Source organism: Velocimicrobium porci (genome assembly GCF_009696045.1).
Taxonomy (GTDB): Bacteria; Bacillota; Clostridia; order Lachnospirales; family Lachnospiraceae; genus Velocimicrobium; species Velocimicrobium porci.
Genome location: NZ_VUMT01000013.1, coordinates 1 through 22,420, shown reverse-complemented (window position 1 = coordinate 22,420; position 22,420 = coordinate 1). Strand labels below are relative to the sequence as shown.

The following is a 22,420-nucleotide window of genomic DNA, read 5'->3' as shown; positions in this document are numbered from 1 at the left end:
GTACAAAAAAGCAGTGTAGGGATATTATGTCTATATGAGATTATGATAGAAAGTACGAGGGATATGAGGTGGATTATGAAATTAAATGAAACGTCTTTGACGCCATTATATCAACAATTAATGGAAGATATTAAATATTCAATTGAGAATGGGAAGTATAATTATGATGACAAAATACCGACCGAACCAGAGTTAAGTGCCGATTATGGCGTGAGTCGGATTACGGTCAGACGGGCAGTGGACGAATTGTGTAATGAAGGGTATTTAATTAAAAAGCAAGGTAAAGGAACGTTTGTCTGTAAACCGAAATTACTTCGAAAAATAGAACGTTCGAATGAAGTGCTAAGTTTTTCAAAAGCATGCAGACAAAATGGTATGAAGCCTGGAGCGAGAGTGTTAGACTATCAAATTAGTTTTGCAAGATTGGATGAGCAGAACTTTTTTCATGTCGATGAAAAAACAAAAATATTATATATCAAACGGGTTCTTACGGCAGATGATACGCCAATCATGTTGGAAAATAATTTTTATGTGTTTGAAAAATTCAAATTTCTGCAAGATGAAACATTAGAAAACACTTCTTTATTTGAAGTACTTGAAAAGCATGGCTTACATGCCTGCAAGTCTGTAAAAAGTACACTTGAGATTGTTAAAGCGGAATCGCATCATGCAAGGGATTTAGATGTTGTTATCGGAGAACCGCTTTTTTATATGAATGTTTATTTTGGAGATGAAGCTGATAACCCGGTTTTTATCGGACGACAATATATGGTAGGCAGCAGATATAAATTCAATAATATTTAACAGAAGATACAAAAATCTGTAAATTAATTATAGTGTGGAAAATGAAAAAAAGAATAAAAAAAGTGCTTGCAATTTGTAAAATCTTATGTTAAAATAGCAAGTGGACTTTTGCGAAAGGAGAGATTGTAATGAAGGTAAGATCATCAGTAAAACCGATTTGCGAAAAATGCAAAGTCATTAAAAGAAAAGGAAGCGTCAGAGTAATCTGCGAAAACCCAAGACACAAACAAAGACAAGGCTAATAAATATATCACATAAAGAGAACCAAGGAAGGTAAGTTACCTGCTTTGGCTTTTCTCATGTTTAATATAAGAATAGTACTTGCTTTTTGTGTTACGGCTGTCGAATAGTTATGTCATTATTTCTATTCAGAGAGGACAGCGTGATACTGTGGACGGAGTGATTACCCGTTTTAGAGAAAAGTGTCATTATCGCTATCTCTAGTGCTAGGGAATTGGATGTCCTTAGCATCATGGTTTAAAGCGGCTGATGCACCAGTTTTGTTCTTACGGACAATGACTGTTGCATAATCATTTTTATCGTATACTGCTTTATGATTTATAGGAACGTAGAAATTATAAACAGTGAAAGACTTATTGAGAGTAGTTCTGGAAACAGAACTTGTTGAATTTAAAAAAATATCGGAGGTGCAAACGCATGGCTCGTATTAGTGGTGTAGATTTACCAAGAGAAAAGCGTGTTGAAATTGGTTTAACTTATATTTACGGTATTGGTAGAGTAAGTTCCAATCGTATTCTTGCGGCAGCAAATGTTGATCCTAACACTCGTTGTAAAGATTTAACAGACGAAGAAGTAGGAAGAATTCGTGACGTAATTGACGAAACACAGACAGTAGAAGGTGATTTACGTAGAGAAATCGCACTTAATATTAAGAGATTACAAGAAATCGGATGCTATAGAGGAATCCGTCATAGAAAAGGTCTTCCAGTTCGTGGACAGAAGACAAAAACAAACGCTAGAACAAGAAAAGGTCCTAAGCGTACAGTAGCTAACAAGAAGAAATAATAGATAAAAGCTAAAAAATAAAAAAAGAATTATTAAAATCCAATAGGAGGGTTTGTCAATGGCTAAAAAAGTAGCAAAAAAAGTGACAAAAAGACGTGTTAAGAAAAATGTCGATCGTGGACAAGCACATATTCAGTCATCTTTTAATAATACAATCGTTACGCTGACAGATACAGAAGGTAATGCCCTTTCTTGGGCTAGTGCAGGTGGTTTAGGTTTCAGAGGTTCCAGAAAATCAACTCCTTACGCTGCACAGATGGCAGCTGAAACAGCAGCAAAAGCAGCTTTACCACACGGTTTAAAATCAGTAGAAGTTATGGTTAAAGGTCCTGGTTCAGGACGTGAAGCAGCAATTCGTGCTCTTCAAGCTTGCGGAATCGAAGTTACAAGTATCAGAGACGTAACACCAGTTCCACATAACGGATGTAGACCACCAAAACGTAGACGTGTGTAATATTGATTATAGGAGGTAAGATAATATGGCAGTAGATAGAACTCCAGTCCTTAAAAGATGTAGAGCTCTTGGAATTGATCCTGTATACATGGGAATCGACAAGAAATCAAATCGTTCAACTGCGAGAGCAAATAAGAAAATGAGCGAATATGGCTTACAGTTAAGAGAAAAACAAAAAGCTAAATTTATATATGGTGTTTTAGAAAAACCTTTTAGAAACAATTTTGCTAAAGCACAGAAATTAAAATATGGTACTACTGGTGAAAACTTAATGATTCTTCTTGAGTTAAGACTAGACAACGTTATGTTCCGTTTAGGCTATGGAAGAACAAGAAAAGAAGCCAGACAAATTGTTGACCATAAACATGTAAAAGTAAATGGTAAAACAGTAAACATTCCTTCTTACCAAGTTAAAGTTGGTGATGTTATCGAAATCGATGAAAAATATAAATCAGCTCAGAGATACAAAGATATCTTAGAAGTAACAGACGGTAGATTAGTTCCTGCTTGGCTTGAAGCTGACCATGAAAATCTTTCTGGTAAAGTATTAGAAATCCCAACAAGAGAGCAAATCGATGTTCCTGTAAACGAAGTGCTTATCGTCGAGTTATATAGTAAATAATTTAAGGCTATCATAGTTATTCGACGACTAAGCCAATAGCATAATCCCAAAAGGAGGGTCCAGTAGTGTTTGATTTTGAAAAACCAAAAATAGAGATTGCAGAAATTTCTGAAGATAAAAAATACGGACGTTTTGTAGTAGAACCCCTCGAAAGAGGTTACGGTACAACTTTGGGTAATTCTTTAAGAAGAATTATGCTGTCATCATTGCCTGGCGCAGCTGTTAGTCAAGTTAAAATTGAAGGTGTCGTACATGAATTCAGTGCAATTCCTGGTGTTAAGGAAGATGTTACAGAAATCATTATGAACATTAAGAGTCTGGCAATTAAGAATACATGTGAGACAAACGAACCTAAGACTGCATATATTGAGTTCGAAGGTGAAGGTGTTGTAACTGCAGGAGACATTCAAGTTGACCCGGATATTGAAATTTTGAATCCGGAACAGGTAATCGCTACATTAAGCGGCGGTTCCGATTGCAAGTTATATATGGAATTGACTATTACAAAAGGCAGAGGATATATCAGTGCTGATAAGAACAAGAACGAAGAATTACCAATCGGCGTTATCCCAATCGATTCCATCTATACACCAGTTGAACGCGTTAACTTAACAGTTCAAAATACTCGTGTTGGTCAAATTACAGATTATGATAAACTTACTTTAGATGTATATACAAATGGAACATTAGAACCAGATGAAGCAGTAAGCTTAGCAGCTAAAGTACTTAGCGAACATCTTAATTCTTTCATTGACTTATCTGAAAATGCCAAGACTGCAGAAGTTATGGTAGAAAAAGAAGACAATGAAAAGGAAAAAGTTCTTGAGATGAATATTGATGAATTGGAATTATCCGTTCGTTCATACAATTGTTTAAAGAGAGCTGGTATCAATACAGTTGAAGAATTAACCAATAGAACTTCTGAGGACATGATGAAGGTTAGAAACCTTGGACGTAAATCATTAGAGGAAGTACTTTCAAAACTGAAAGAGCTTGGTTTATCCCTTAACTTAGGAGATGAATAATCATCACGCGTTAGGGAACAGCCGGAAGCGTTGATTATTAACATTATAGGAGGAAAATGTAATGGCAGGATATAGAAAACTTGGTAGAACATCAAGCCAAAGAAAAGCTTTACTTCGTAACCAAGTAACAAACTTACTTTACAATGGTAAAATTGTTACAACAGAAGCAAAAGCGAAAGAAATCCGTAAAATGACAGAGCATTTAATTGCCTTAGCTGTAAAAGAAAAAGATAATTTTGAAACAGTTACAGTTACAGCAAAAGTTGCTCGTAAAGATAAAGATGGAAAAAGAGTAAAAGAAGTTGTAGACGGAAAGAAAGTAACTGTATACGACGAAGTTCAAAAAGAAATTAAGAAAGACAGCCCAAGCCGTCTTCACGCAAGAAAACAAATGAACAAAGTTCTTTACTCTGTAACAGAAGTTCCAACAGAAAATGCTGGAAAGAAAAAGAATACAAAAACTGTAGATCTTACAGATAAGTTATTCAATGAAATTGCACCAAAATATGCTGACCGCAACGGTGGTTACACAAGAATCGTTAAAATTGGTCAACGTAAAGGTGACGCTGCTATGGAAGTTTTAATTGAATTAGTTTAATTCAAAGTTAAAATATTAAAAAGATAAGACGTAGTTAATCAAACTATGTCTTATTTTTTTCCCTATTTGCTTATACATAAGTTAATATTATTGACTCTTTAACAGTATATATAGTATCTCATATGCGAGCTTGCGGTTTGAATCATTTAATTTCAAAATTAGTTCTGAGAATTCCTGATTTAGATAATCATTACTTTGATAAGAAGTGCTATGAAGTAAATCTGCGATGTCGCATTCTAAAAAAATAGAGATTTTAGATAGAGTGTCAAGATTAACTTTGGTAATACCTCTTTCAATCTGGCTTACATAACCAACAGAAACGGAAAGAAATTCTGCGAGGTCTTCTTGTGTTTTTTTTAGACCATGACGTTTTTCTTTAATTCGTTGACCAATAATATGATAGTCTATTGCCATAAATTACTCCTATTTATTATTTCATAATTACTGAATATTATTTAATAGTATATCGTGAATAGTGAATATTATACAGAAAGTGATAGCTATATATTTAGTTATAGCTGTTGAAAGTAAAAAAGGAAAATGTTATAATAAACTATATATGGAAAAGCAAAAGGCAGTGAGGAGTTAATTGGAAAAGACGGCAATGAACAATTTACTATATTTTGAATATTATGAAAATAAAAAGTCTGGATTTGATACAGAGTGTTTTATTGAAAAATATCACTTGGACTGTGAGAACAAAGAAAAGACCGATATGTTTAGTTTTTTAGAAGAAGTTTTGGAACCACAAGAAAGAGTGAGGTTTTGCAGTTGGAAAGAAACGTTAAAAGAAAAAAAAATTGATGTATCTACATTTTTTTTTAATATAAAAACGATGCAGGGCATGTTAAAATTGACAATAACGATGGTGCCAATTATAAATGAAAGAAGTCAGGAAATTGAATATTATGTAGGGTATTTTTCCTAAAAGAGAACGCAATTATAAAAGAGATGCGTTCTTTTTTTCTGCGTTTTGGGTCAAGTATTTCTACGAGTGAAGGGTTCTTTACATTTTGATTGAAATAGGCTAGAATAAGAAAGAATATTGTAAGAGATAACAGAAAGGTTCGGAAAAGATGGGAATAATAAAGGCAAAGGACCTGATATTCGAGTATATCAGACGTGACGAAGAGGGAAATGTAGAGGGTATTAACCGGGCAGTAAATAATGTTAATTTGGATATAGAAAAAGGTCAGTTTGTTGCAATTTTAGGACATAATGGTTCTGGTAAATCAACCCTCGCAAAACATATCAATGCAATACTTAGCCCAACGGAAGGTACACTTTGGGTAGATGGAATGGATACAGGGAAGGAAGAAAATCTTTGGAATATTCGACAGACAGCGGGGATGGTATTTCAAAATCCGGATAATCAGATTATTGCAAATGTAGTTGAAGAAGATGTGGGATTTGGTCCCGAAAATTTGGGCGTACCAACAGAGGAAATTTGGGAACGTGTAGAAAATAGTTTAAAAGCAGTTGGTATGTATGAGTATCGCACACATTCTCCGAACAAGTTATCAGGCGGACAAAAGCAAAGAGTAGCAATTGCCGGGATTATGGCAATGAAACCGGAATGTATTGTATTAGATGAACCGACGGCAATGCTTGACCCGAATGGAAGAAAAGAGGTTATAAAGACAATCCGGGAATTAAATCAGACAGAAAAAGTAACGGTTTTATTGATTACCCATTATATGGAAGAAGTTATAGATGCGGATAAAGTAATTGTTATGGATAAGGGAAAGATAGTTATGCAGGGGGCACCAAGGGAAATATTTTCTCAAGTTGATGAACTGAAAAAATATCGTTTGGACGTTCCACAAGTTACTTTGCTTGCCTATGAGTTGAGAAAAAAAGGGCTTCCAATTCCGCCGGGAATTTTATCAGTAGATGAATTAGTAACTAAATTAAATGAGCTGTAAAAAGCAGGGAAAGGAAGCAAGGATAAGAATGTCAATTATATTAGATCATGTAAATTATATTTATTCCCAGGGGACTGCATACGAAAAGCATGCCTTGCAAGATATTAATCTTAAAATAGAAGATGGAGAATTTATTGGTTTAATTGGTCATACCGGATCAGGAAAATCAACGTTGATTCAGCATCTGAATGGGCTTATGAAAGCTACGGAAGGCTGTATTTATTACAACGGGCAGGACATTTATGATTCTGATTATAACTTGAAAGAATTGAGAAGTAAAGTTGGATTAGTATTTCAATATCCTGAACATCAATTGTTTGAAACATCTATAATTAAAGATGTGAAGTTTGGACCATCTAATTTAGGACTTCCGGCTTTAGAAGTTGATTTGAGAGCCTATGAGGCATTAAAACAGGTTGGCATTGGAGAGGATATGATTGATTTATCTCCATTTGAATTGTCCGGAGGACAAAAACGGAGAGTAGCAATTGCCGGCGTATTAGCAATGAAGCCGGAAGTATTGATATTGGATGAACCAACGGCCGGATTAGATCCAAAAGGAAGAGATGAAATTCTTAATTTAGTTTCGTCCCTTCATAAAGAAAATAAGATTACGGTTATTTTAGTATCTCACAGTATGGAAGATGTGGCAAATTATGTAGAACGGTTAATTGTGATGGATCATGGAAAAATAATGTTTGACAATGAGCCGAAAAAAGTATTTACCCACTATAAGGCGTTAGAACAGATAGGTCTTGCAGCACCACAGGTTACCTATGTAATGAATCGGCTGAAGGAATGTGGACAAAGTGTCAATACAGAACCAACTACTGTGGATGAAGCATGCGAAGAGATTATTCGATGGGCAAAGAAAAAAGGAATCTTACTAACATAGGAGGCAGATATGATTCGAGATATAACAATCGGACAGTATTATCCGGCTGATTCGGTGATACACCGTTTAGATCCCAGGGTAAAATTATTGGGGACATTAATTTATATTATTTCTCTTTTTGCATTTCACAATATAGCTTCATATTTAATTGCGGGATTATTTTTGGCAGTTATTATACACTTATCGAAAGTACCTTTTTCTTATATTGTAAAAGGGCTAAAGCCGATTCTGTTTTTATTGTTATTTACGGTTATGTTTAATTTGTTTCTAACACCAGGGCAGGAATTCGTAAGAGTGGGATTTATTAAAATTACATTAGAGGGAATTAAGACAGCCGGATTTATGGCAGTGCGGTTGATTTTTTTAATTATTGGTTCATCTCTGATGACATTTACAACAACTCCAAATCATTTAACAGATGGTTTAGAGAAAGGAATGGGACCATTAAGAAAGATTCATGTTCCGGTTCATGAGATTGCTATGATGATGTCAATAGCACTTCGGTTTATTCCGATTTTATTGGAAGAAACGGATAAGATTATGAAGGCACAATCTGCCCGTGGCGCCGATTTTGAAACGGGCGGGTTAATTAAAAAAGCGAAAAGCTTAATACCTCTTTTAGTACCGTTGTTTGTATCCGCATTTCGTCGTGCAAATGACCTTGCAATGGCAATGGAAGCCAGATGCTACCGTGGTGGGGAGGGAAGAACAAAGATGAAGCCTCTTGCTTATAAAAAAAGAGATTGGATTGCTTATCTTTGTTTTATTGTATATTGGACATTATTGATATTGGCAGCGAAAATAAACTAAAAGTGTGTAATTATAGAATAAGATGTGGATAGAATATTAGATTTTGGAGTTTAATGTGGATATGAAGAGAATTATGCTAGAAATTGCTTATGATGGAACGAACTATTGTGGATGGCAGATACAGCCAAATGGAATAACAGTAGAGGAGGTTCTAAATAAGAAACTTTCTGAATTGCTTAAAGAAGAGATTGCAGTAATTGGAGCAAGCAGAACGGATTCCGGAGTTCATGCGTTAGCAAATGTTGCAGTGTTTGATACAAATACGAAGATACCGGGAGATAAGATTAAGTTTGCTTTAAATCAACGGCTTCCGAATGATATTCGAATTCAGACATCAAAAGAAGTATCGCCGCAGTTTCATCCAAGACGCTGTAATAGTAGAAAAACGTATGAATATTATATATTAAACCGGAGAATGGATATACCATTAGAACGATTATATAGTTACTTTGTATATATGCCTCTGGATTTTGAGAAAATGAAAGAGGCAGCGGTGTATCTTGTTGGAGAACATGATTTTATGAGCTTTTGTTCTGCCGGTAGCCAGGTTACAGATACCGTTCGGACAATTTATGTTTTGGATTTGACAAAAGAAAATGATATGATAAAGATTCATATAGAAGGAAATGGGTTCCTTTATAATATGGTTCGAATTATTGTAGGAACGTTGGTAAAAGTAGGTCTTGGGGTATATCCTCCGGAACACGTAAAAGAGATTCTTGATGCAAGAGATCGAATGGCATCTGGACCCAAAGCACCGGCCAGAGGTCTTCGGTTAGTTCAGATTGCGTATAATAAAGAGGATGTTTATCAAACAAAAATGGAATAGAAAATGATAGTTATGAATAAAAAGATAATGGTGGTCTTTGGTACAAGACCAGAAGCAATTAAAATGTGTCCTTTAGTATTAGAATTAAAAAAGAGAAAAGAAATTCAACTGACAGTTTGTGTTACCGGGCAACATAAAGAAATGCTTTATGAAGTGTTAGAACGCTTTGGGGTAGTTCCGGATTATGATATTGATATTATGATACCGAATCAAACGTTATTTGATATAACAACCCGTATTCTCGAACGATTGCGTCCTGTGTTGGAAGAGGAACAGCCTGATCTGGTATTGGTTCATGGGGATACGAGTACGGCATTTTGTGCAGCACTAGCCTGTTTTTATTTGCAGATACCAATTGGACACGTAGAGGCAGGACTTCGTACTTATAATATGAAATCACCGTATCCGGAAGAATTTAACCGACAGGCGGTTGGGTTGCTTGCGGATATTCATTTTGCACCAACTGAACAGGCAAAACATCAACTAGTCGCTGAGGGTAAGAAGCCGGATAGGATTTATGTTACAGGAAATACGGGGTTAGATGCATTAAGATTAACTGTGTCGGATGATTATTGCCACCCTGTTTTAACGTGGGTAGGAAATAGCAGGTTGATTCTTCTGACAGCACATCGAAGAGAAAATAGCGGGGAACCTTTTAAAAGAATTTTTCAGGCAGTACTTCATTTAACACAGACATTTCCTGATGTTAAAATCATTTATCCGATGCATAGGAATCCAAAGATAAGGAAACTGGCAATAGAAATTTTAGGTGAATCAAGCCAGATAAAATTAATGGAACCGATGAATCCATACGATTTTCAAAATATAATGGCGAGATCCTATCTAATATTGACGGACAGTGGAGGAATTCAGGAGGAAGCACCATCTCTTGGAAAACCCGTCCTTGTCATGAGAGATACAACAGAGCGTCCGGAGGGAGTGAAAGCGGGAACATTAAAGCTTACAGGGACGGAAGAAACAGCAATTTATAATTCAGCTTGTGAGCTTTTAAAAGATACAAAAGCATATCAAAGGATGGCACGTGCAGTTAATCCTTATGGAGATGGATATGCCTGCCAAAGAATTGCAGATATTTTGTGTAATGAGATATAGCCAGGAGGAAGTTCGGTGTGTAAGACAAAGAAACCAAGTCAAAGGGCAGCACTATTTGCTGTGCTGATTGGAATTTTAATTATGGGAATTACATTGTTTGTGCCACCTGTTTTGGGAAGTGCAGATAATGGAGAGTATGCTTCGATTATAGAAGGAAATGGATTATATAAATTAGACAGAGGGAAGAAAGACGAATATTTTAGTTATGCGTCTGTAAAGTATGGTGTAAATCAATATTATACAGAACAAAAAACAAACTTTTCATCGCAAAATCTTTTTATCCAAGTTGCAAAAGGACTCAATTGGATATTTGCAAAAGATAAAACTACGTTTGATATACGATTTTATGGATGCCTGTTGGGCTTGTATCTGTTAGGGGCATTATATTTAATAGTGGAATATATGGCGGGGAAATTTCCGAAAGGGAAGTATCTGATTGCAGTAAGTTCTATTTTGATTTTTTGTGATACCGCTTATCTGACATGGTTTTTATCTTTTTATCCGGAAGGTGTTATATATCCCTCTCTTTTAATGACAATTGCATGTATTTTACAATTGTCAACGGATTATCATAGACATAGTATTTTATTTGTTCTTTTGATAATGAGTGGGGGTATTCTGGTAATAATAAGTCCGAAAACTATGTTATGGGGAAGCGTAGTTGGAGGATTTTTTTTATTGCTTTTGTATGGATGGAAAAAGAAGAAGTATCTGAAGCTGTTTTCAAAGGAAAAAGAGAAATCTTGTGGGATAATTCTGGCGGTTTTGGCAGTTTTGTCGATTGGTACAGGTTTAATATTTCAAGTATTAAATGGTCAGATTGAAAGAACGGAACAATACCATTCCATGACAAAAGGGATGATGATGGCATCTCAGAATCCGGAAGAAACAATGGATTTTTTTGGTATTAACCGTTCCTATAGTCTGCTTGACGGAAGTAGTGCGTATGAGAGATATCCGGCAATTGATATTCAAGATAAAATTTTAGAAAAAGATTTTTACTCAAAATATGGAACCGGCAAGATACTATTTTATTATTTCAGTCATCCGGATGCATTTAGTAAGATGATACAGCTGATTGTTAATCAGGCATATACCATTCATTCAGATACTGGTGGAAATTATGATAGGGAAGCAGGAAAAGAACCTGGAACAAAAACAGATTTTTTTAAAGTTTATAGTAACTTAAAGGAAAAATATACACCTAGGGCACTAGGGTTTTTACTTATTTTAATTGTTCTATTTTGGATTAGCAATCGAAAAGACTGGTGGAGCAGAGTTGTTTTTTTATATCTGGTGATTGCGGGGCTTTGTGTTATGCTGGATGTTATAGTGAGAACAGGAGTAGCCGGGGCAGCAAGACATTTATTTTTTTATAATATTATTTTTGACTTATTGATATTCTTTCTGTTTTCACAACTTTTAGAATGGCTTTGTGAGCGATGGAAAAGGAAAAACCATAAAAAACAGATCATTGAGCTGTTGGGTTTCAGCATATTAATGACAGGTTGTAAGCAGGATATTAGGGTGCAAAAGATTGTGAAATATGCACCTGTAAAGGAATACTCAGTAAATGGAGAGAAAGACGAGAGAGAAACAATTTGTTATCAGTTTATTCGAAATCAGATGATGAAGAATGGAGGGATTTATACAGGATATTTAAAAACGGATGGTAGTAGGGAACTGGCAGGCGGGCATGAAGTGCTGGGAGAATCGGAAGGGTTAATGCTCCGTTATGCAGTACAGGCAGATGATAAAGAGCTTTACAGAGAAATAAAAGAGTACATTGCAAGCACGTTGCAGCAGGAAAACTATCTGTCTTACCGCGTAGACCAAGAGGGAACGCCAATGGCAGTTAATGCCTGTGTCGATGATTTAAGAATTATCCGTGGTCTGTTCGAGGGCGGTGACCAGGAACTGGCACTTCAGTATGCAAAACAGCTTAAAAGCACAAATCTGAAAAAGGGTCTTTTAGTTGACTATTATACTGCTGATAATAAAAAAAGCAGTGATGAAATGACATTATGTTATGGCGATTTAATTGCAATGGATTATCTGGCCGGACAAAACGAGGAATGGAAAGAAATTCAGAAAAAAACAGAAGAAGTTATGTTAGGCGGTTATTTAGGTGATTCTTTTCCGTTTTTTCAGACACGGTATCAAGTAAAGAAAAAAGAATATAAAAGTGATACTATTTTTATGGTGGAAGCGCTTTTGACTGCTTATCATCTTGCGGAAGCAGGAAAGTGTCCGCAGGCAACAATTGATTGGTTAGAGCAGACATTAAATAATGGCGAAGTATATGGAAAGTATACAATAACCGGAGAGCCGGTTGATAAGGTAGAGTCTACGGCAATTTATGCAATTTGTGTTTTAATTGGTCAGCAGACGGGAAATAAAGAAATCGTACAGAATGCAAGTGAAAGACTTAAATCCTTCCAGGTAATGGAAAAAGAGAGTGAGGTCTACGGAGCATTTGCAGATTCTGCGACATTAAGTGTACATTCATTTGACAATTTAATGGCACTGCTTGCACTTCGGACGACAGCAGTTGAAAAGGAACAGATGACAAAGGAAAGTAAAATGGCAGATACAATTTTAATCTGTAGTAAAAAAGAACGCAACTTATTGGAGCCACTTATAAAAAATTGCGGGAAAAGGTCGGATTATAGAAGTGAAAATGAGATAACGAGAGAAATGGTTTCAAGTTATAAGTATGTTATTACAACATCTGAAACGGTAGGTGAAAAGGTTCCTTCCGGGAACAAATTATTTTGTATTGGAACCTCGAAAGCGATTGGGATTGCAGATCAACTCAATTACCATAAGATGGCATATGTGTCGTTTGCGTTTCATGATTTTACACAGACAGAAGAAAAACGGGAACAGCTTTTTTATGTAGACCATTCAGTAAAAGGTCATTGTTATGGAACAATGGAATTGATGACAGACAAAGGAGTTCCTTATAGTATTGTAAGTGGCAATTTCGGGTATGCGTCTTATGTGAAAGATAAGGATTTAAGCACAATTGCACTATGTTGTGCTTTGCGTGATTTCCTTGAAATACCGGAAATAGAAGGTAAATTTTACGTCATGATTGATGAAGTATATCCGTTTAACAATGCAAAGATGCTCGTCAAAATGGGCGAAGAATTGTATGAAAATGGAATTCCTTATATTCTTAGAGTAATGCCGGTGTATGACAATCTGGGATATCCGGAATTTAAAGAATGGACAAAAAGACTGTCTTATCTTCAGACAAAGAATGGTACCATTGTTCTCCATGAACCGGTTGATACAAAAGAAACGGATTTGGAAGAGATAAGTTTGGAATCAAAGCTTATGCGTGCGGAAAATTCATTAAAAAATGGAGGTGTTTTATTATACCCGATGGAAACGACTCCGCTTCGTATTGATTTGGATTTTCTAAAGCGGGTAAAAGGAAAAACGAGAAATTTTGAATCTTTTCCAGTAGATACGGTTCTTGTCCTTCCTGTATATGATAATGCGGAAGAATGGGAAAAAAGTCTGGAGTTTTTAAGAGATAAATGGCTTACAGTAGCAGATTATCGTTACAATTATAAAAAGGAAGCTCCGGTTTATCAAGAAGAGAAACAAAAGGAATATGTATACAGGGAAAAAGCAGAAGTAAGTATGAAAGGTTTCTTTGACAGGAGCAATAAAATACTTCTATTCCTTGTAGGCATTGCCGTTGCAATATTTATAATAATTTTAATTAATAGCAGAAGAATTTATAAAAATAAGTTCCGAAAGCGTTAAAATGAAATGGCAGCAGATAACAAAAGCAGTCAGCTTAACTATTATGCAGAAGGTGAGTATAGAAAATGACAATATTAGATGACATTACATTAGTAGCAGTCATATGTATTTGGTCACTTTTACTTTTAAATATTGTATTAATTATTAGCGGGTATTTTTATTATGTCAAATCCGAACGCTGGGCGGCGGTTCCGAAAAGTTTTAAACGGTATCCGATGGTATCGGTTATGGTTCCGGCTCATAATGAAGGGATTGTAATTGGAGATACTGTAAGGTCATTGTTAGCATTTGATTATCCGAGTGACCGATATGAAATTATTGTAATTAACGATAATTCGTCGGATAACAGTGCCGAGATTTTAGAGGCACTTCAAATGGAGTATAGAGGAAGACAGCTACATGTAATTAATACCGATGCAAAAACAGGTGGAAGAGGAAAATCAGGTGCATTGAATAATGGATATAAAATTGCAAAAGGCGAATACATTGTAATTTATGATGCAGATAATACGCCGGAACCAAAGGCATTAAAAACGTTAGTATGGGAGATTGAAAATGATGATTCCCTTGGTGCAGTTATCGGTAAGTTTCGGACGAGAAATAAAGACGCATCGTTACTAACCCGGTTTATCAACATAGAAACATTATGTTTTCAGTGGATGGCACAGGCTGGGAGATGGAATTTATTAAAGCTTTGTACAATTCCGGGAACGAATTTTATAATTCGAAGGTCAATTATTGATGCAATTGGCGGATGGGATGAGAAAGCGATTGCAGAAGATACTGAGATTAGTTTTAGAATCTATATGATGAAAAAGAAAATTAAATTTGCACCGGAAGCGGTAACATGGGAGCAGGAGCCACAGACACTTCCGGTATGGTTCCGTCAGAGAACCCGGTGGGTAAAAGGAAATATTTATGTTTTGATGAAAAACTTTCCGCTACTTTGGAAAAAAGAAGCACGTCAGATTCGGTTTGACTTACTCTATTTTTTTTCAACGTATTTCTTTTTACTATTTTCACTGCTTATTTCAGACTGCATGTTTCTTTTTGGAATGGCGGGCGTGATTCATTTGTCCCTGGCAGGACTAAGTAACATTCTTTGGGCTCTGGCTATTCTGATGTTTGTGCTGGGAACATTTGTTACGATATCGACGGAAAAAGGAGAAATGAATTTTAAAAATATAATTCTTATCATTTTGATGTATTTTACTTATACAAAGCTGTGGATGATTGTTGCAATCTATGGTTTGATTATGTATGTTTTAGACGTAATAGGACATAAAGAAACAAAATGGTATAAAACAGAACGTTTTCAATAAAAAACGAAAGGAGTAATGAGCTTTGTGGAGCAAAAGAATTAAAATTCTGATTTTAGCAGTTGTGATTGGAGTTGTTATGTGCCCGAAGTTGGGATTAGCCGCATCTGCGAGCAAAGGGAACAGGCAATATGTGCATACGGAATCATTTATTGAAGATCATTCTATGACGGGTTTATTTTCTCAATGTACGGAATATTTTTCTGTTGGTACATGGAATATAAACAAAGCAGAATTTAATATGGTCTATAATGTAACGCAGTTAAGAGATGAAAAGATTTCAGATTTTACCATTTCTTTAAATGGAGAACCATTTTATTCAAGACGTTTAACAGACAAAGCAGGAGAAACAAAAACATTAAAAATTAAGCTTCCGGTAAGGTTAATAAAAAAGGGAATTAATGAGTTGAAAATAGAGAGTTATATTCGTACAAGTGAGTCACTTCCGTGCGTGGATGATGTATCGAAAGCGAACTGGATGAACATAAGTAAAGATTCAGCTATAAGTATCTTGTATACTCCTGATGTGAATATAAAGAGCGTCGCCGATCTCTATCATCATATAACGTCGATTTATGGAATGGAAAACGGAAAGTCCGCATTGATTGTGCCGGACAATGTCTCAGACACAGACATGACAATCGCAGCGAATATACTTACGGGAATATCTAAGAATTCCAGTGTGGATTATCAAAATCTTATGTTATTGAGAGAAAGTGACGTGTTTAAGGGAAACAATTTATCGGATTTTGATTATGGCATATATGTCGGGGAACTGGCATCACTTCCGGCAGTAGTCTTTGACGGACTTTCAGAAGAAGCAAAAAAAGAGGCAAAAAATGGAGCTGTGTTATCAATTGTTTCCCTTGAACATATGAATTTGCTTGTATTGACAGGAACGAATCAGGAGCTTCTTTTGAAGGGCGGAACGATGTTTGGGAATGACGACTATATGAAACAGATGACCGGACGAATCCATGTAGTGACCGAGGATGAAAATCCGCAAATGGAGAAAAGGGAGCAGTTGGAATATTCTAATTTGACAGAAGAGGGTGCCTATGTAAAGGGGGCATTTCGACAGACAGTTTCTTTTCAAGAAGCTTCTTATGGAAATAAGACATTGTCACCATCAAGTGCAATTTATTTAAAAGTGCGGTATTCGCAAAATCTTGATTTTGAGCGTTCTCTTTTGACTGTTTATATCAATGATGTACCAATTGGAAGCCATAAGCTTTCAAAAGAAAAGGCAAATGGTGATGAGATTGAATTGTATATTCCAAGCGATTTAAAAGTAAGTGGTAATTTTACAGTTAAAATGGCATTTGATTTAGAATTAGAGGATGTATGGTGTACCCTTAGACAGGGAGAGACACCATGGGCATATGTAAGTCCTGAGAGCATGATTAAAATTGTTTTGGCAGAGGATGTTCCTCTTCTATTTGAACATTATCCGGCACCATTTATAAAAAATAAAAGTCTAAACGATGTTTTTGTTGCATTGCCAGAGAATCCGTCATTTGCAGATTTAACAGTATTACGGGGAGTCTGTCTTACATTGGGAAGATTTGTGGAAGATAATACAGGAAGTATTATGGTAACACAGGGTGCTAAGATGCAGGACTGTCGTGGAAAAAATACGATTGTTATTGGAAGTTTTGCAAATAACTTAATAGTTCGTGAAAGCAATAAAAACTTATATTTTAAATTTAATGAAGCTGGAACGAGTCTTTTAACAAATGAGAAGAAACAGATTACAAAGGAAGCCGGATCAACAATGGGAACAATACAGTTAGTTGATTCACCATTTGGAGAAGAAAATCGGGGAATGATGTTTATTACCGGTGCTACAGAACAGGGAATGTTATCCGCAGCGAAATATCTGTCCGATACAGAAAAGTTATGGAAAGTAACCGGGGATGGCTGTGTTGTAGAGGAAGGAAAAATATATGCTTATCAGTTTAAGGATAATAGAAAGAGCCAGATTACAACAACAAAAGAATTGTTAAAAAGAGAAGATGTGCTTAGATTTTTAATTGTTAGTATTTCCATTGCCGGCGTATTGGTTGTAGGTCTTGTATTGATCATTGTAAAGTATGTCAGGGGAGGGAAAAATACAAGAAAAAACTTCGGTAAAAAAGGAGGGAAACCAGAATGAAAAAAAGCAGGTATAGAATCGAAGGGGATTTTTCCTTTTTAGCGATTTTGCTTTTAATATTGGTCTGTCTGGTTTTTACTGGAAATAGTGCAGAGCAATGGGCAATTAATATTGCGATGTTTTGTGTGGCAAGTATGGCATTTCTTGTTACATATTTCATTTCAATAACAGCAGGTTTAATTGTTGACCTTTTAATATTGTTTGTATATGTCAGCTATATATTATATGGGGTAATTCATACAGGTGACCCAATAGATATGCAGTTATATTTTTGGATGATATGGATTCCGCTTACTACAATTGCATTTCATTTCTTTACAAAAAATATGAATCAGCTTCAGGAAGAGAATCGTGAACTGAAACAACGTGTGGAAGAACTTGCTTTATATGATGAGGCTACCGGACTTGAAAATCTTTACAGTTTTGAAAATGAATGTGTAATTTATATGAGGATTGCTGAACGATATAAAATGTCATTAATACTGTTAGTCTGGGAGCTTCGCTATGAAAACGAGATTAGCAGATTAATGGGAAAACAAAAATTTGCAGAGCAGATTAAAGACATATCCGGTGTTGCACAAAAAAGTTTGCGAAAAGAAGATTCCTTGTTTTTATTAAGAGACACACCTTATCTTTGGGGAACAATTATGTTTACTAATCCAGGTGGCGAAGCAATTGTAATTGACCGATTGAAAAAGAATTTGGAAGAAGAACAAAAAAATAAAAGTGGTGATAATATTCAAATTGATATGCGGTTTGGAACTGCGGTTTACGAAAACGGAAATCAGTCACCGCTGGAATTTTTGGAAATTGCAAAAAAACGACTTTCCTATGATGTACCGTCTGATACAATATAGAAAGGATTTTAGCGGTGTAAGAGAAGAAAAGTGCTTGACAGTCTAAAAGAGCTATTGTATAATATCTAAATGTGACGTGCTATGCACGTTTGATATTTGAGTGCGAAAAATACTAAGCCAAAGCCCCGGTAAGAGTATTTTTTAACATATTAATATTGAAATCAGATTTATCTATTTATTCGAAAGTTTTCAAGGAGGTAAACCAATGAAAAGTTATATGGCTAGTCCAGCAACAATTGAGAGAAAATGGTATGTAGTTGACGCTACAGGACATACATTAGGACGTCTTTGTTCAGAAATCGCATCAATCTTAAGAGGTAAAAATAAACCTACTTATACACCACACATTGATACAGGTGATTATGTAATCGTTATCAATGCTGATAAGATTAAAGTTACAGGTAAGAAAATGGATCAGAAGATTTATTATCGTCACTCTGATTATGTAGGTGGTATGAAAGAAACTACATTAAAAGAAATGATGAATAAAAAACCTGAAAATGTTATTACACTTGCAGTAAAAGGCATGCTTCCAAAGGGACCTTTAGGAAGATCTATGATCAAAAAATTACATGTATACGCTGGTGCAGAGCATAATCATGAAGCACAGAAACCAGAAGTATTAGAAATCAAAGAAAGATATTAATTAAAGGTGCTGAAAGGAGGAAAAAGAAATGGCTAACGCAAAGTATTACGGAACAGGAAGAAGAAAAAGCAGTATTGCCAGAGTATATTTAGTACCTGGTACAGGTAAAATTGTAATCAATAAAAGAGATATGGACGAATATTTTGGTCTTGATACATTAAAATTAATCGTTCGTCAACCACTTGAATTAACAGAAACAACAGATAAATTTGATGTTTTAGTAAATGTACACGGTGGTGGATTCACAGGTCAGGCAGGTGCTATCAGACACGGTATCTCCAGAGCTTTATTACAAGCTGATGCTGATTACCGTCCAGCGCTTAAAAAAGCAGGTTTCTTAACAAGAGATCCTCGTATGAAAGAGCGTAAGAAGTACGGTCTCAAGGCAGCACGTCGTGCACCTCAGTTCAGCAAGAGATAATCTGCTGTTCAAACCGTATCAAAATGGTTCAAAAACCCCGGAAAATCAAGGTTTTCCGGGGTTTTACTGTATCTAAACGGGCTGATATGGTTTGACCAAATTTGGCAAATCAAGAGCCGTTTTCACCCAATTTTTAGTGGTTAAATATAGGACAACCGGCAAAAATGGGGGTAAAAAAAGGGGTTAGTGGTTAAATTATAGGACAACCGAGAGCCGATTTTGGGGGTGTTTTTCGTCCCTCCTTTCCCTCGTTTTGGGCTGTGGCAGTTTGACATAGTTTGACCTAATTTGAATAATTGAATATGAATTTGATATAGCACTCAGTATAAAATGACTGGGTGCTTTTTTCATTTCAGGAACTCGTATTCCGGCGATAGAAAGAGCCGTCACTTCACTTTTTATTTTGGAGTGGCGGCTTTTTCTATTTCCAGAAGCAACAGCAACAATTAGAAATGAGGTGAAGTCAATGAACACGCAAATCATTGCCATTGCCAACCAGAAGGGCGGCGTTGGCAAAACCACTACCTGTGCCAATCTTGGAATCGGTTTGGCGCAGGCTGGAAAGAAAGTCCTGCTGATCGACGGAGACCCGCAAGGTAGCCTGACGATCAGCCTGGGCAATCCTCAGCCGGACAAGCTGCCCTTTACGCTGTCGGACGCTATGGGGCGTATCTTGATGGATGAGCCGCTTCGTCCCGGCGAGGGTATCCTGCACCACCCAGAGGGTGTAGACCTGATGCCTGCGGACATCCAGTTATCCGGTATGGAGGTATCCCTGGTAAATGCCATGAGCCGTGAGACTATCTTGCGGCAATATCTGGACACGCTGAAGGGGCAATACTCCCATATTCTCATCGACTGCCAGCCCTCCCTGGGGATGCTCACAGTCAATGCGCTGGCCGCTGCGAACAGGATCATAATTCCCGTTCAGGCGGAGTATCTGTCCGCCAAAGGGCTGGAACAGCTGCTCTCCACGGTAAACAAGGTAAAGCGGCAGATCAACCCCAAGCTCCAGATAGACGGTATCCTGCTGACGATGGTTGACAGCCGAACCAACTTTGCCAAAGAGATCTCCGCACTTTTGCGAGAGACCTATGGCAGCAAGATCAAAGTATTCGGCACAGAGATTCCCCATTCTGTCCGGGCAAAGGAAATCAGCGCAGAGGGAAAAAGCATTTTTGCCCATGACCCCGGCGGCAAGGTGGCAGAGGGCTACAAAAATCTGACGAAGGAGGTGTTGAAACTTGAAAAGCAGCGCGAAAAAAATAGAGCTGGCCTCGGTAGATGATCTGTTCTCCACCGAAGAAGACCGCCAGGATGCAAAGCTGGAAAAGATTCAGGAAATTCCGTTGTCTGAACTGCATCCGTTCAAGAACCACCCATTCAAAGTCAAGGATGACGAAGCAATGATGGAGACCGCTGACAGTATCAAGCAGTATGGCGTTCTGGTTCCGGCCATTGCCCGACCGGACCCGGAGGGTGGCTATGAGCTGGTAGCCGGACACAGGCGGCACAGAGCCAGTGAGCTGGCAGAAAAGGAGACTATGCCGGTCATTGTTCGGGATTTGGATGATGATGCCGCCACGATTATTATGGTTGACAGCAACTTGCAGCGAGAAAGCCTTCTTCCAAGCGAAAGAGCATTTGCTTATAAAATGAAGCTAGATGCCATTAAGCACCAAGGAGCCAGGACGGATTTAACTTCGGCCCAAGTTGGGCCGAAGTTGACTGCGGCAGAAAAAATCGCGGAGAACAGTCCAGATAGCAAATCACAGATTAAGAGATTTATCCGTCTGACAGAGCTGATTCCTGAATTGATGGATATGGTGGATGAAAAGAAGATCGCCCTGAACCCTGCCTATGAGCTGTCCTTTCTTAAAAAAGAGGAACAGGTAGACCTGCTGGACGCGATGGACAGCGAACAGGCTACCCCTTCCCTTTCCCAAGCCCAGCGGCTCAAGAAATACAGTCAGGAGGGGCATCTGACCCTCGATATGATGCGCGTCATCATGGGTGAGGAAAAGAAAAGCGATCTGGATCGAGTGACATTTACCTCTGACACCTTGCGGAAGTATTTCCCCAAAAGCTATACGCCCCAGCGGATGCAGGAAACCATCATCAAGCTACTGGAGGCATGGCAGAAAAAGCGTCAGAGAGACCAGGAACGATGAAAGGAGCCGCCTATGAGGGATATTTCAGCCCGTGAGCTGAAAGGACACAACATTCTCGCCGTAGGGAGGTTTTGGGATAATACCCGCTGGATGATCGAGTTTTCCGTCCTGCGTCCCAGCACTGCTTACGGCAGCCCCGGAGATGAAATGCGGTTGTTTTTGACTGAGGACGGGTATCAGGCCGCCCTGCAAAGCCAGCAGCGCCGGGAGATCAAGATCAAGCGTTACGCTCGTGTGATTGAGGGACATATCCTCGATTTCAAACCGGGAAAACGCCGCCGCTCATAAACCCATACAACGAAAGGAAAGGAATGACTATGTGTACGGTAAAGGAAATTCAAGAAGCAATCCGGGAAGATTGCAAATCTCAGCATGACATGGATTCAACGGATATTGACCGCGTGATGCAAACACTTCCTTTCGCCCAGGAGGAGCCATTTACAGAGGCGCGTCCCCAAAAGCCGCTGTTTTGGTTCTATGCAAGAAAATTTGAAAAGCGTTGAACACCGCAATTCTTTGAAATGAGGATTGCGGTTTTTTGTACCCAAAATTCGGAAGGAGTGAGGTCGATGGCCGTTTTTCGCATTGAACGGACCCGTGATTATACCGTGATGAGCAATCATCATTTACGAAATGCAAACCTGTCGTTAAAAGCCAAGGGGCTGCTTTCCATGATGCTGTCGCTGCCGGAGGATTGGAATTACACCACCCGTGGCCTTGCAAAGATCTGTAAGGAGGGCGTGGATGCCATAGGTGCTGCCCTGCGTGAACTGGAAGGAGCCGGATATATCGTGCGCCATCAGAGACGCGATAAAAGTGGGCGGATCACAGATACCGAGTATGTGGTCCTATGTCAAGAAAAAGTACAAGTTAAACGTGAACTTTTCACCTCAATATTCTGTCTTATGCCGCATTTATTTCCAAGTGTCTTAATTTTATCCAATATTTCTTTTCATACTCATTAGGTGAT

Annotated in this window: 24 protein-coding genes and 1 pseudogene; 24 read left to right on the top strand and 1 reads right to left on the bottom strand. The window is 37.4% G+C overall.

From position 1 onward, the window contains the following. The first annotated feature begins 75 nt into the window (after window positions 1-75). From FYJ58_RS09385 to rplQ, 7 genes are all read left to right on the top strand, one after another. Window positions 76-804 (top strand): GntR family transcriptional regulator, encoded by a 729-nt coding sequence (locus FYJ58_RS09385; protein ID WP_154519477.1) that lies wholly within the window; start codon window positions 76-78, stop codon window positions 802-804. Window positions 805-932: 128 nt separating this feature from the next. Then, the gene (rpmJ, locus tag FYJ58_RS09380; RefSeq protein WP_154519476.1) at window positions 933-1,046 is read left to right on the top strand and encodes a 50S ribosomal protein L36; all 114 of its coding nucleotides are present in this window, start codon (window positions 933-935) and stop codon (window positions 1,044-1,046) included. A 415-nt stretch (window positions 1,047-1,461) separates the two neighbouring features. Then, a complete protein-coding gene (gene rpsM, locus FYJ58_RS09375; RefSeq protein ID WP_154519475.1) occupies window positions 1,462-1,830 on the top strand; it encodes a 30S ribosomal protein S13 in 369 nt (122 codons plus the stop codon). A gap of 58 nt (window positions 1,831-1,888) precedes the next feature. Continuing rightward, a complete protein-coding gene (gene rpsK / locus FYJ58_RS09370) occupies window positions 1,889-2,284 on the top strand; it encodes a 30S ribosomal protein S11 (protein ID WP_154519540.1) in 396 nt (131 codons plus the stop codon). Between the two features lie 25 nt (window positions 2,285-2,309). Further along, window positions 2,310-2,906: a 30S ribosomal protein S4 gene (gene rpsD, locus FYJ58_RS09365; protein ID WP_154519474.1), complete on the top strand. Its 597-nt coding sequence runs from the start codon at window positions 2,310-2,312 to the stop codon at window positions 2,904-2,906. 65 nt (window positions 2,907-2,971) lie between these two features. Next, window positions 2,972-3,931, top strand: a complete 960-nt coding sequence (locus tag FYJ58_RS09360; protein WP_328597829.1) for a DNA-directed RNA polymerase subunit alpha — start codon at window positions 2,972-2,974, stop codon at window positions 3,929-3,931. Window positions 3,932-3,992: 61 nt separating this feature from the next. Beyond that, entirely contained in the window at window positions 3,993-4,529 is a 537-nt protein-coding gene (rplQ, locus tag FYJ58_RS09355) for a 50S ribosomal protein L17 (protein ID WP_154519473.1), read from the top strand. 87 nt (window positions 4,530-4,616) lie between these two features. Here the strand turns inward: rplQ and FYJ58_RS09350 are convergent, their stop codons facing one another. After that, window positions 4,617-4,943: a helix-turn-helix domain-containing protein gene (locus FYJ58_RS09350; RefSeq protein WP_154519472.1), complete on the bottom strand. Its 327-nt coding sequence runs from the start codon at window positions 4,941-4,943 to the stop codon at window positions 4,617-4,619. 175 nt (window positions 4,944-5,118) lie between these two features. On the opposite strand from FYJ58_RS09350, the gene FYJ58_RS09345 reads away from it, so the two are divergent. The 17 genes and pseudogenes from FYJ58_RS09345 to FYJ58_RS09260 form a co-directional block, all read left to right on the top strand. Beyond that, window positions 5,119-5,457 (top strand): hypothetical protein, encoded by a 339-nt coding sequence (locus tag FYJ58_RS09345; RefSeq protein WP_154519471.1) that lies wholly within the window; start codon window positions 5,119-5,121, stop codon window positions 5,455-5,457. Between the two features lie 148 nt (window positions 5,458-5,605). Further along, on the top strand, window positions 5,606-6,454 hold the full coding sequence (locus tag FYJ58_RS09340; protein ID WP_154519470.1) for an energy-coupling factor transporter ATPase: 849 nt from the start codon (window positions 5,606-5,608) through the stop codon (window positions 6,452-6,454). Window positions 6,455-6,482: 28 nt separating this feature from the next. Then, window positions 6,483-7,349 carry an energy-coupling factor transporter ATPase gene (locus tag FYJ58_RS09335; RefSeq protein ID WP_154519469.1) on the top strand — a complete coding sequence of 289 codons (867 nt, stop codon included), beginning with the start codon at window positions 6,483-6,485 and terminating at the stop codon, window positions 7,347-7,349. A gap of 9 nt (window positions 7,350-7,358) precedes the next feature. Then, entirely contained in the window at window positions 7,359-8,159 is an 801-nt protein-coding gene (locus FYJ58_RS09330) for an energy-coupling factor transporter transmembrane component T family protein (protein WP_154519468.1), read from the top strand. Window positions 8,160-8,220: 61 nt separating this feature from the next. Then, window positions 8,221-8,988 carry a tRNA pseudouridine(38-40) synthase TruA gene (truA, locus tag FYJ58_RS09325; protein ID WP_154519467.1) on the top strand — a complete coding sequence of 256 codons (768 nt, stop codon included), beginning with the start codon at window positions 8,221-8,223 and terminating at the stop codon, window positions 8,986-8,988. 12 nt (window positions 8,989-9,000) lie between these two features. After that, on the top strand, window positions 9,001-10,101 hold the full coding sequence (gene wecB, locus FYJ58_RS09320; protein WP_154519466.1) for a non-hydrolyzing UDP-N-acetylglucosamine 2-epimerase: 1,101 nt from the start codon (window positions 9,001-9,003) through the stop codon (window positions 10,099-10,101). 15 nt (window positions 10,102-10,116) lie between these two features. Continuing rightward, entirely contained in the window at window positions 10,117-13,881 is a 3,765-nt protein-coding gene (wsfD, locus tag FYJ58_RS15160) for a glycan biosynthesis hexose transferase WsfD (RefSeq protein ID WP_154519465.1), read from the top strand. A 65-nt stretch (window positions 13,882-13,946) separates the two neighbouring features. After that, window positions 13,947-15,203, top strand: coding sequence for a glycosyltransferase family 2 protein (locus FYJ58_RS09310; protein ID WP_154519464.1), 1,257 nt, complete (start codon window positions 13,947-13,949; stop codon window positions 15,201-15,203). Between the two features lie 22 nt (window positions 15,204-15,225). Further along, window positions 15,226-17,355 (top strand): cellulose biosynthesis cyclic di-GMP-binding regulatory protein BcsB, encoded by a 2,130-nt coding sequence (locus FYJ58_RS09305; RefSeq protein ID WP_154519463.1) that lies wholly within the window; start codon window positions 15,226-15,228, stop codon window positions 17,353-17,355. Then, a complete protein-coding gene (locus tag FYJ58_RS09300) occupies window positions 17,352-18,212 on the top strand; it encodes a GGDEF domain-containing protein (protein ID WP_154519462.1) in 861 nt (286 codons plus the stop codon). The genes FYJ58_RS09305 and FYJ58_RS09300 overlap by 4 nt, the downstream gene beginning before the upstream one ends. 205 nt (window positions 18,213-18,417) lie before the next feature. After that, window positions 18,418-18,858, top strand: a complete 441-nt coding sequence (gene rplM, locus FYJ58_RS09295) for a 50S ribosomal protein L13 (protein WP_154519461.1) — start codon at window positions 18,418-18,420, stop codon at window positions 18,856-18,858. A 28-nt stretch (window positions 18,859-18,886) separates the two neighbouring features. Next, window positions 18,887-19,279, top strand: coding sequence for a 30S ribosomal protein S9 (gene rpsI / locus FYJ58_RS09290; protein ID WP_154519460.1), 393 nt, complete (start codon window positions 18,887-18,889; stop codon window positions 19,277-19,279). Between the two features lie 466 nt (window positions 19,280-19,745). After that, window positions 19,746-20,567 carry a ParA family protein gene (locus tag FYJ58_RS09280; RefSeq protein WP_062807365.1) on the top strand — a complete coding sequence of 274 codons (822 nt, stop codon included), beginning with the start codon at window positions 19,746-19,748 and terminating at the stop codon, window positions 20,565-20,567. Then, entirely contained in the window at window positions 20,524-21,450 is a 927-nt protein-coding gene (locus FYJ58_RS09275; RefSeq protein ID WP_154519459.1) for a ParB/RepB/Spo0J family partition protein, read from the top strand. Before FYJ58_RS09280 ends, FYJ58_RS09275 begins: the two co-directional genes overlap by 44 nt. Window positions 21,451-21,462: 12 nt before the next feature. Continuing rightward, on the top strand, window positions 21,463-21,738 hold the full coding sequence (locus tag FYJ58_RS09270) for a DUF5720 family protein (RefSeq protein WP_068759160.1): 276 nt from the start codon (window positions 21,463-21,465) through the stop codon (window positions 21,736-21,738). Between the two features lie 23 nt (window positions 21,739-21,761). Beyond that, window positions 21,762-21,953: a hypothetical protein gene (locus FYJ58_RS09265; protein ID WP_006775626.1), complete on the top strand. Its 192-nt coding sequence runs from the start codon at window positions 21,762-21,764 to the stop codon at window positions 21,951-21,953. A 66-nt stretch (window positions 21,954-22,019) separates the two neighbouring features. After that, a pseudogene (locus FYJ58_RS09260) lies at window positions 22,020-22,298 on the top strand (helix-turn-helix domain-containing protein); the annotation flags it as partial. Window positions 22,299-22,420: the final 122 nt, after the last annotated feature.

Bases quoted from the DNA above. Each gene is read 5' to 3' on its own strand.
- FYJ58_RS09310 (WP_154519464.1), top strand. From the start codon at position 13,947: ATGACAATATTAGATGACATTACATTAGTAGCAGTCATATGTATTTGG.
- FYJ58_RS09335 (WP_154519469.1), top strand. From the start codon at position 6,483: ATGTCAATTATATTAGATCATGTAAATTATATTTATTCCCAGGGGACT.
- FYJ58_RS09385 (WP_154519477.1), top strand. From the start codon at position 76: ATGAAATTAAATGAAACGTCTTTGACGCCATTATATCAACAATTAATG.
- rplM (WP_154519461.1), top strand. From the start codon at position 18,418: ATGAAAAGTTATATGGCTAGTCCAGCAACAATTGAGAGAAAATGGTAT.
- rpsM (WP_154519475.1), top strand. From the start codon at position 1,462: ATGGCTCGTATTAGTGGTGTAGATTTACCAAGAGAAAAGCGTGTTGAA.
- rpmJ (WP_154519476.1), top strand. From the start codon at position 933: ATGAAGGTAAGATCATCAGTAAAACCGATTTGCGAAAAATGCAAAGTC.
- FYJ58_RS09350 (WP_154519472.1), bottom strand. From the start codon at position 4,943: ATGGCAATAGACTATCATATTATTGGTCAACGAATTAAAGAAAAACGT.
- FYJ58_RS09300 (WP_154519462.1), top strand. From the start codon at position 17,352: ATGAAAAAAAGCAGGTATAGAATCGAAGGGGATTTTTCCTTTTTAGCG.
- wecB (WP_154519466.1), top strand. From the start codon at position 9,001: ATGAATAAAAAGATAATGGTGGTCTTTGGTACAAGACCAGAAGCAATT.
- FYJ58_RS09270 (WP_068759160.1), top strand. From the start codon at position 21,463: ATGAGGGATATTTCAGCCCGTGAGCTGAAAGGACACAACATTCTCGCC.
- FYJ58_RS09265 (WP_006775626.1), top strand. From the start codon at position 21,762: ATGACTATGTGTACGGTAAAGGAAATTCAAGAAGCAATCCGGGAAGAT.
- rpsD (WP_154519474.1), top strand. From the start codon at position 2,310: ATGGCAGTAGATAGAACTCCAGTCCTTAAAAGATGTAGAGCTCTTGGA.
- rpsK (WP_154519540.1), top strand. From the start codon at position 1,889: ATGGCTAAAAAAGTAGCAAAAAAAGTGACAAAAAGACGTGTTAAGAAA.
- truA (WP_154519467.1), top strand. From the start codon at position 8,221: ATGAAGAGAATTATGCTAGAAATTGCTTATGATGGAACGAACTATTGT.
- rpsI (WP_154519460.1), top strand. From the start codon at position 18,887: ATGGCTAACGCAAAGTATTACGGAACAGGAAGAAGAAAAAGCAGTATT.
- FYJ58_RS09330 (WP_154519468.1), top strand. From the start codon at position 7,359: ATGATTCGAGATATAACAATCGGACAGTATTATCCGGCTGATTCGGTG.
- FYJ58_RS09280 (WP_062807365.1), top strand. From the start codon at position 19,746: ATGAACACGCAAATCATTGCCATTGCCAACCAGAAGGGCGGCGTTGGC.
- FYJ58_RS09340 (WP_154519470.1), top strand. From the start codon at position 5,606: ATGGGAATAATAAAGGCAAAGGACCTGATATTCGAGTATATCAGACGT.
- rplQ (WP_154519473.1), top strand. From the start codon at position 3,993: ATGGCAGGATATAGAAAACTTGGTAGAACATCAAGCCAAAGAAAAGCT.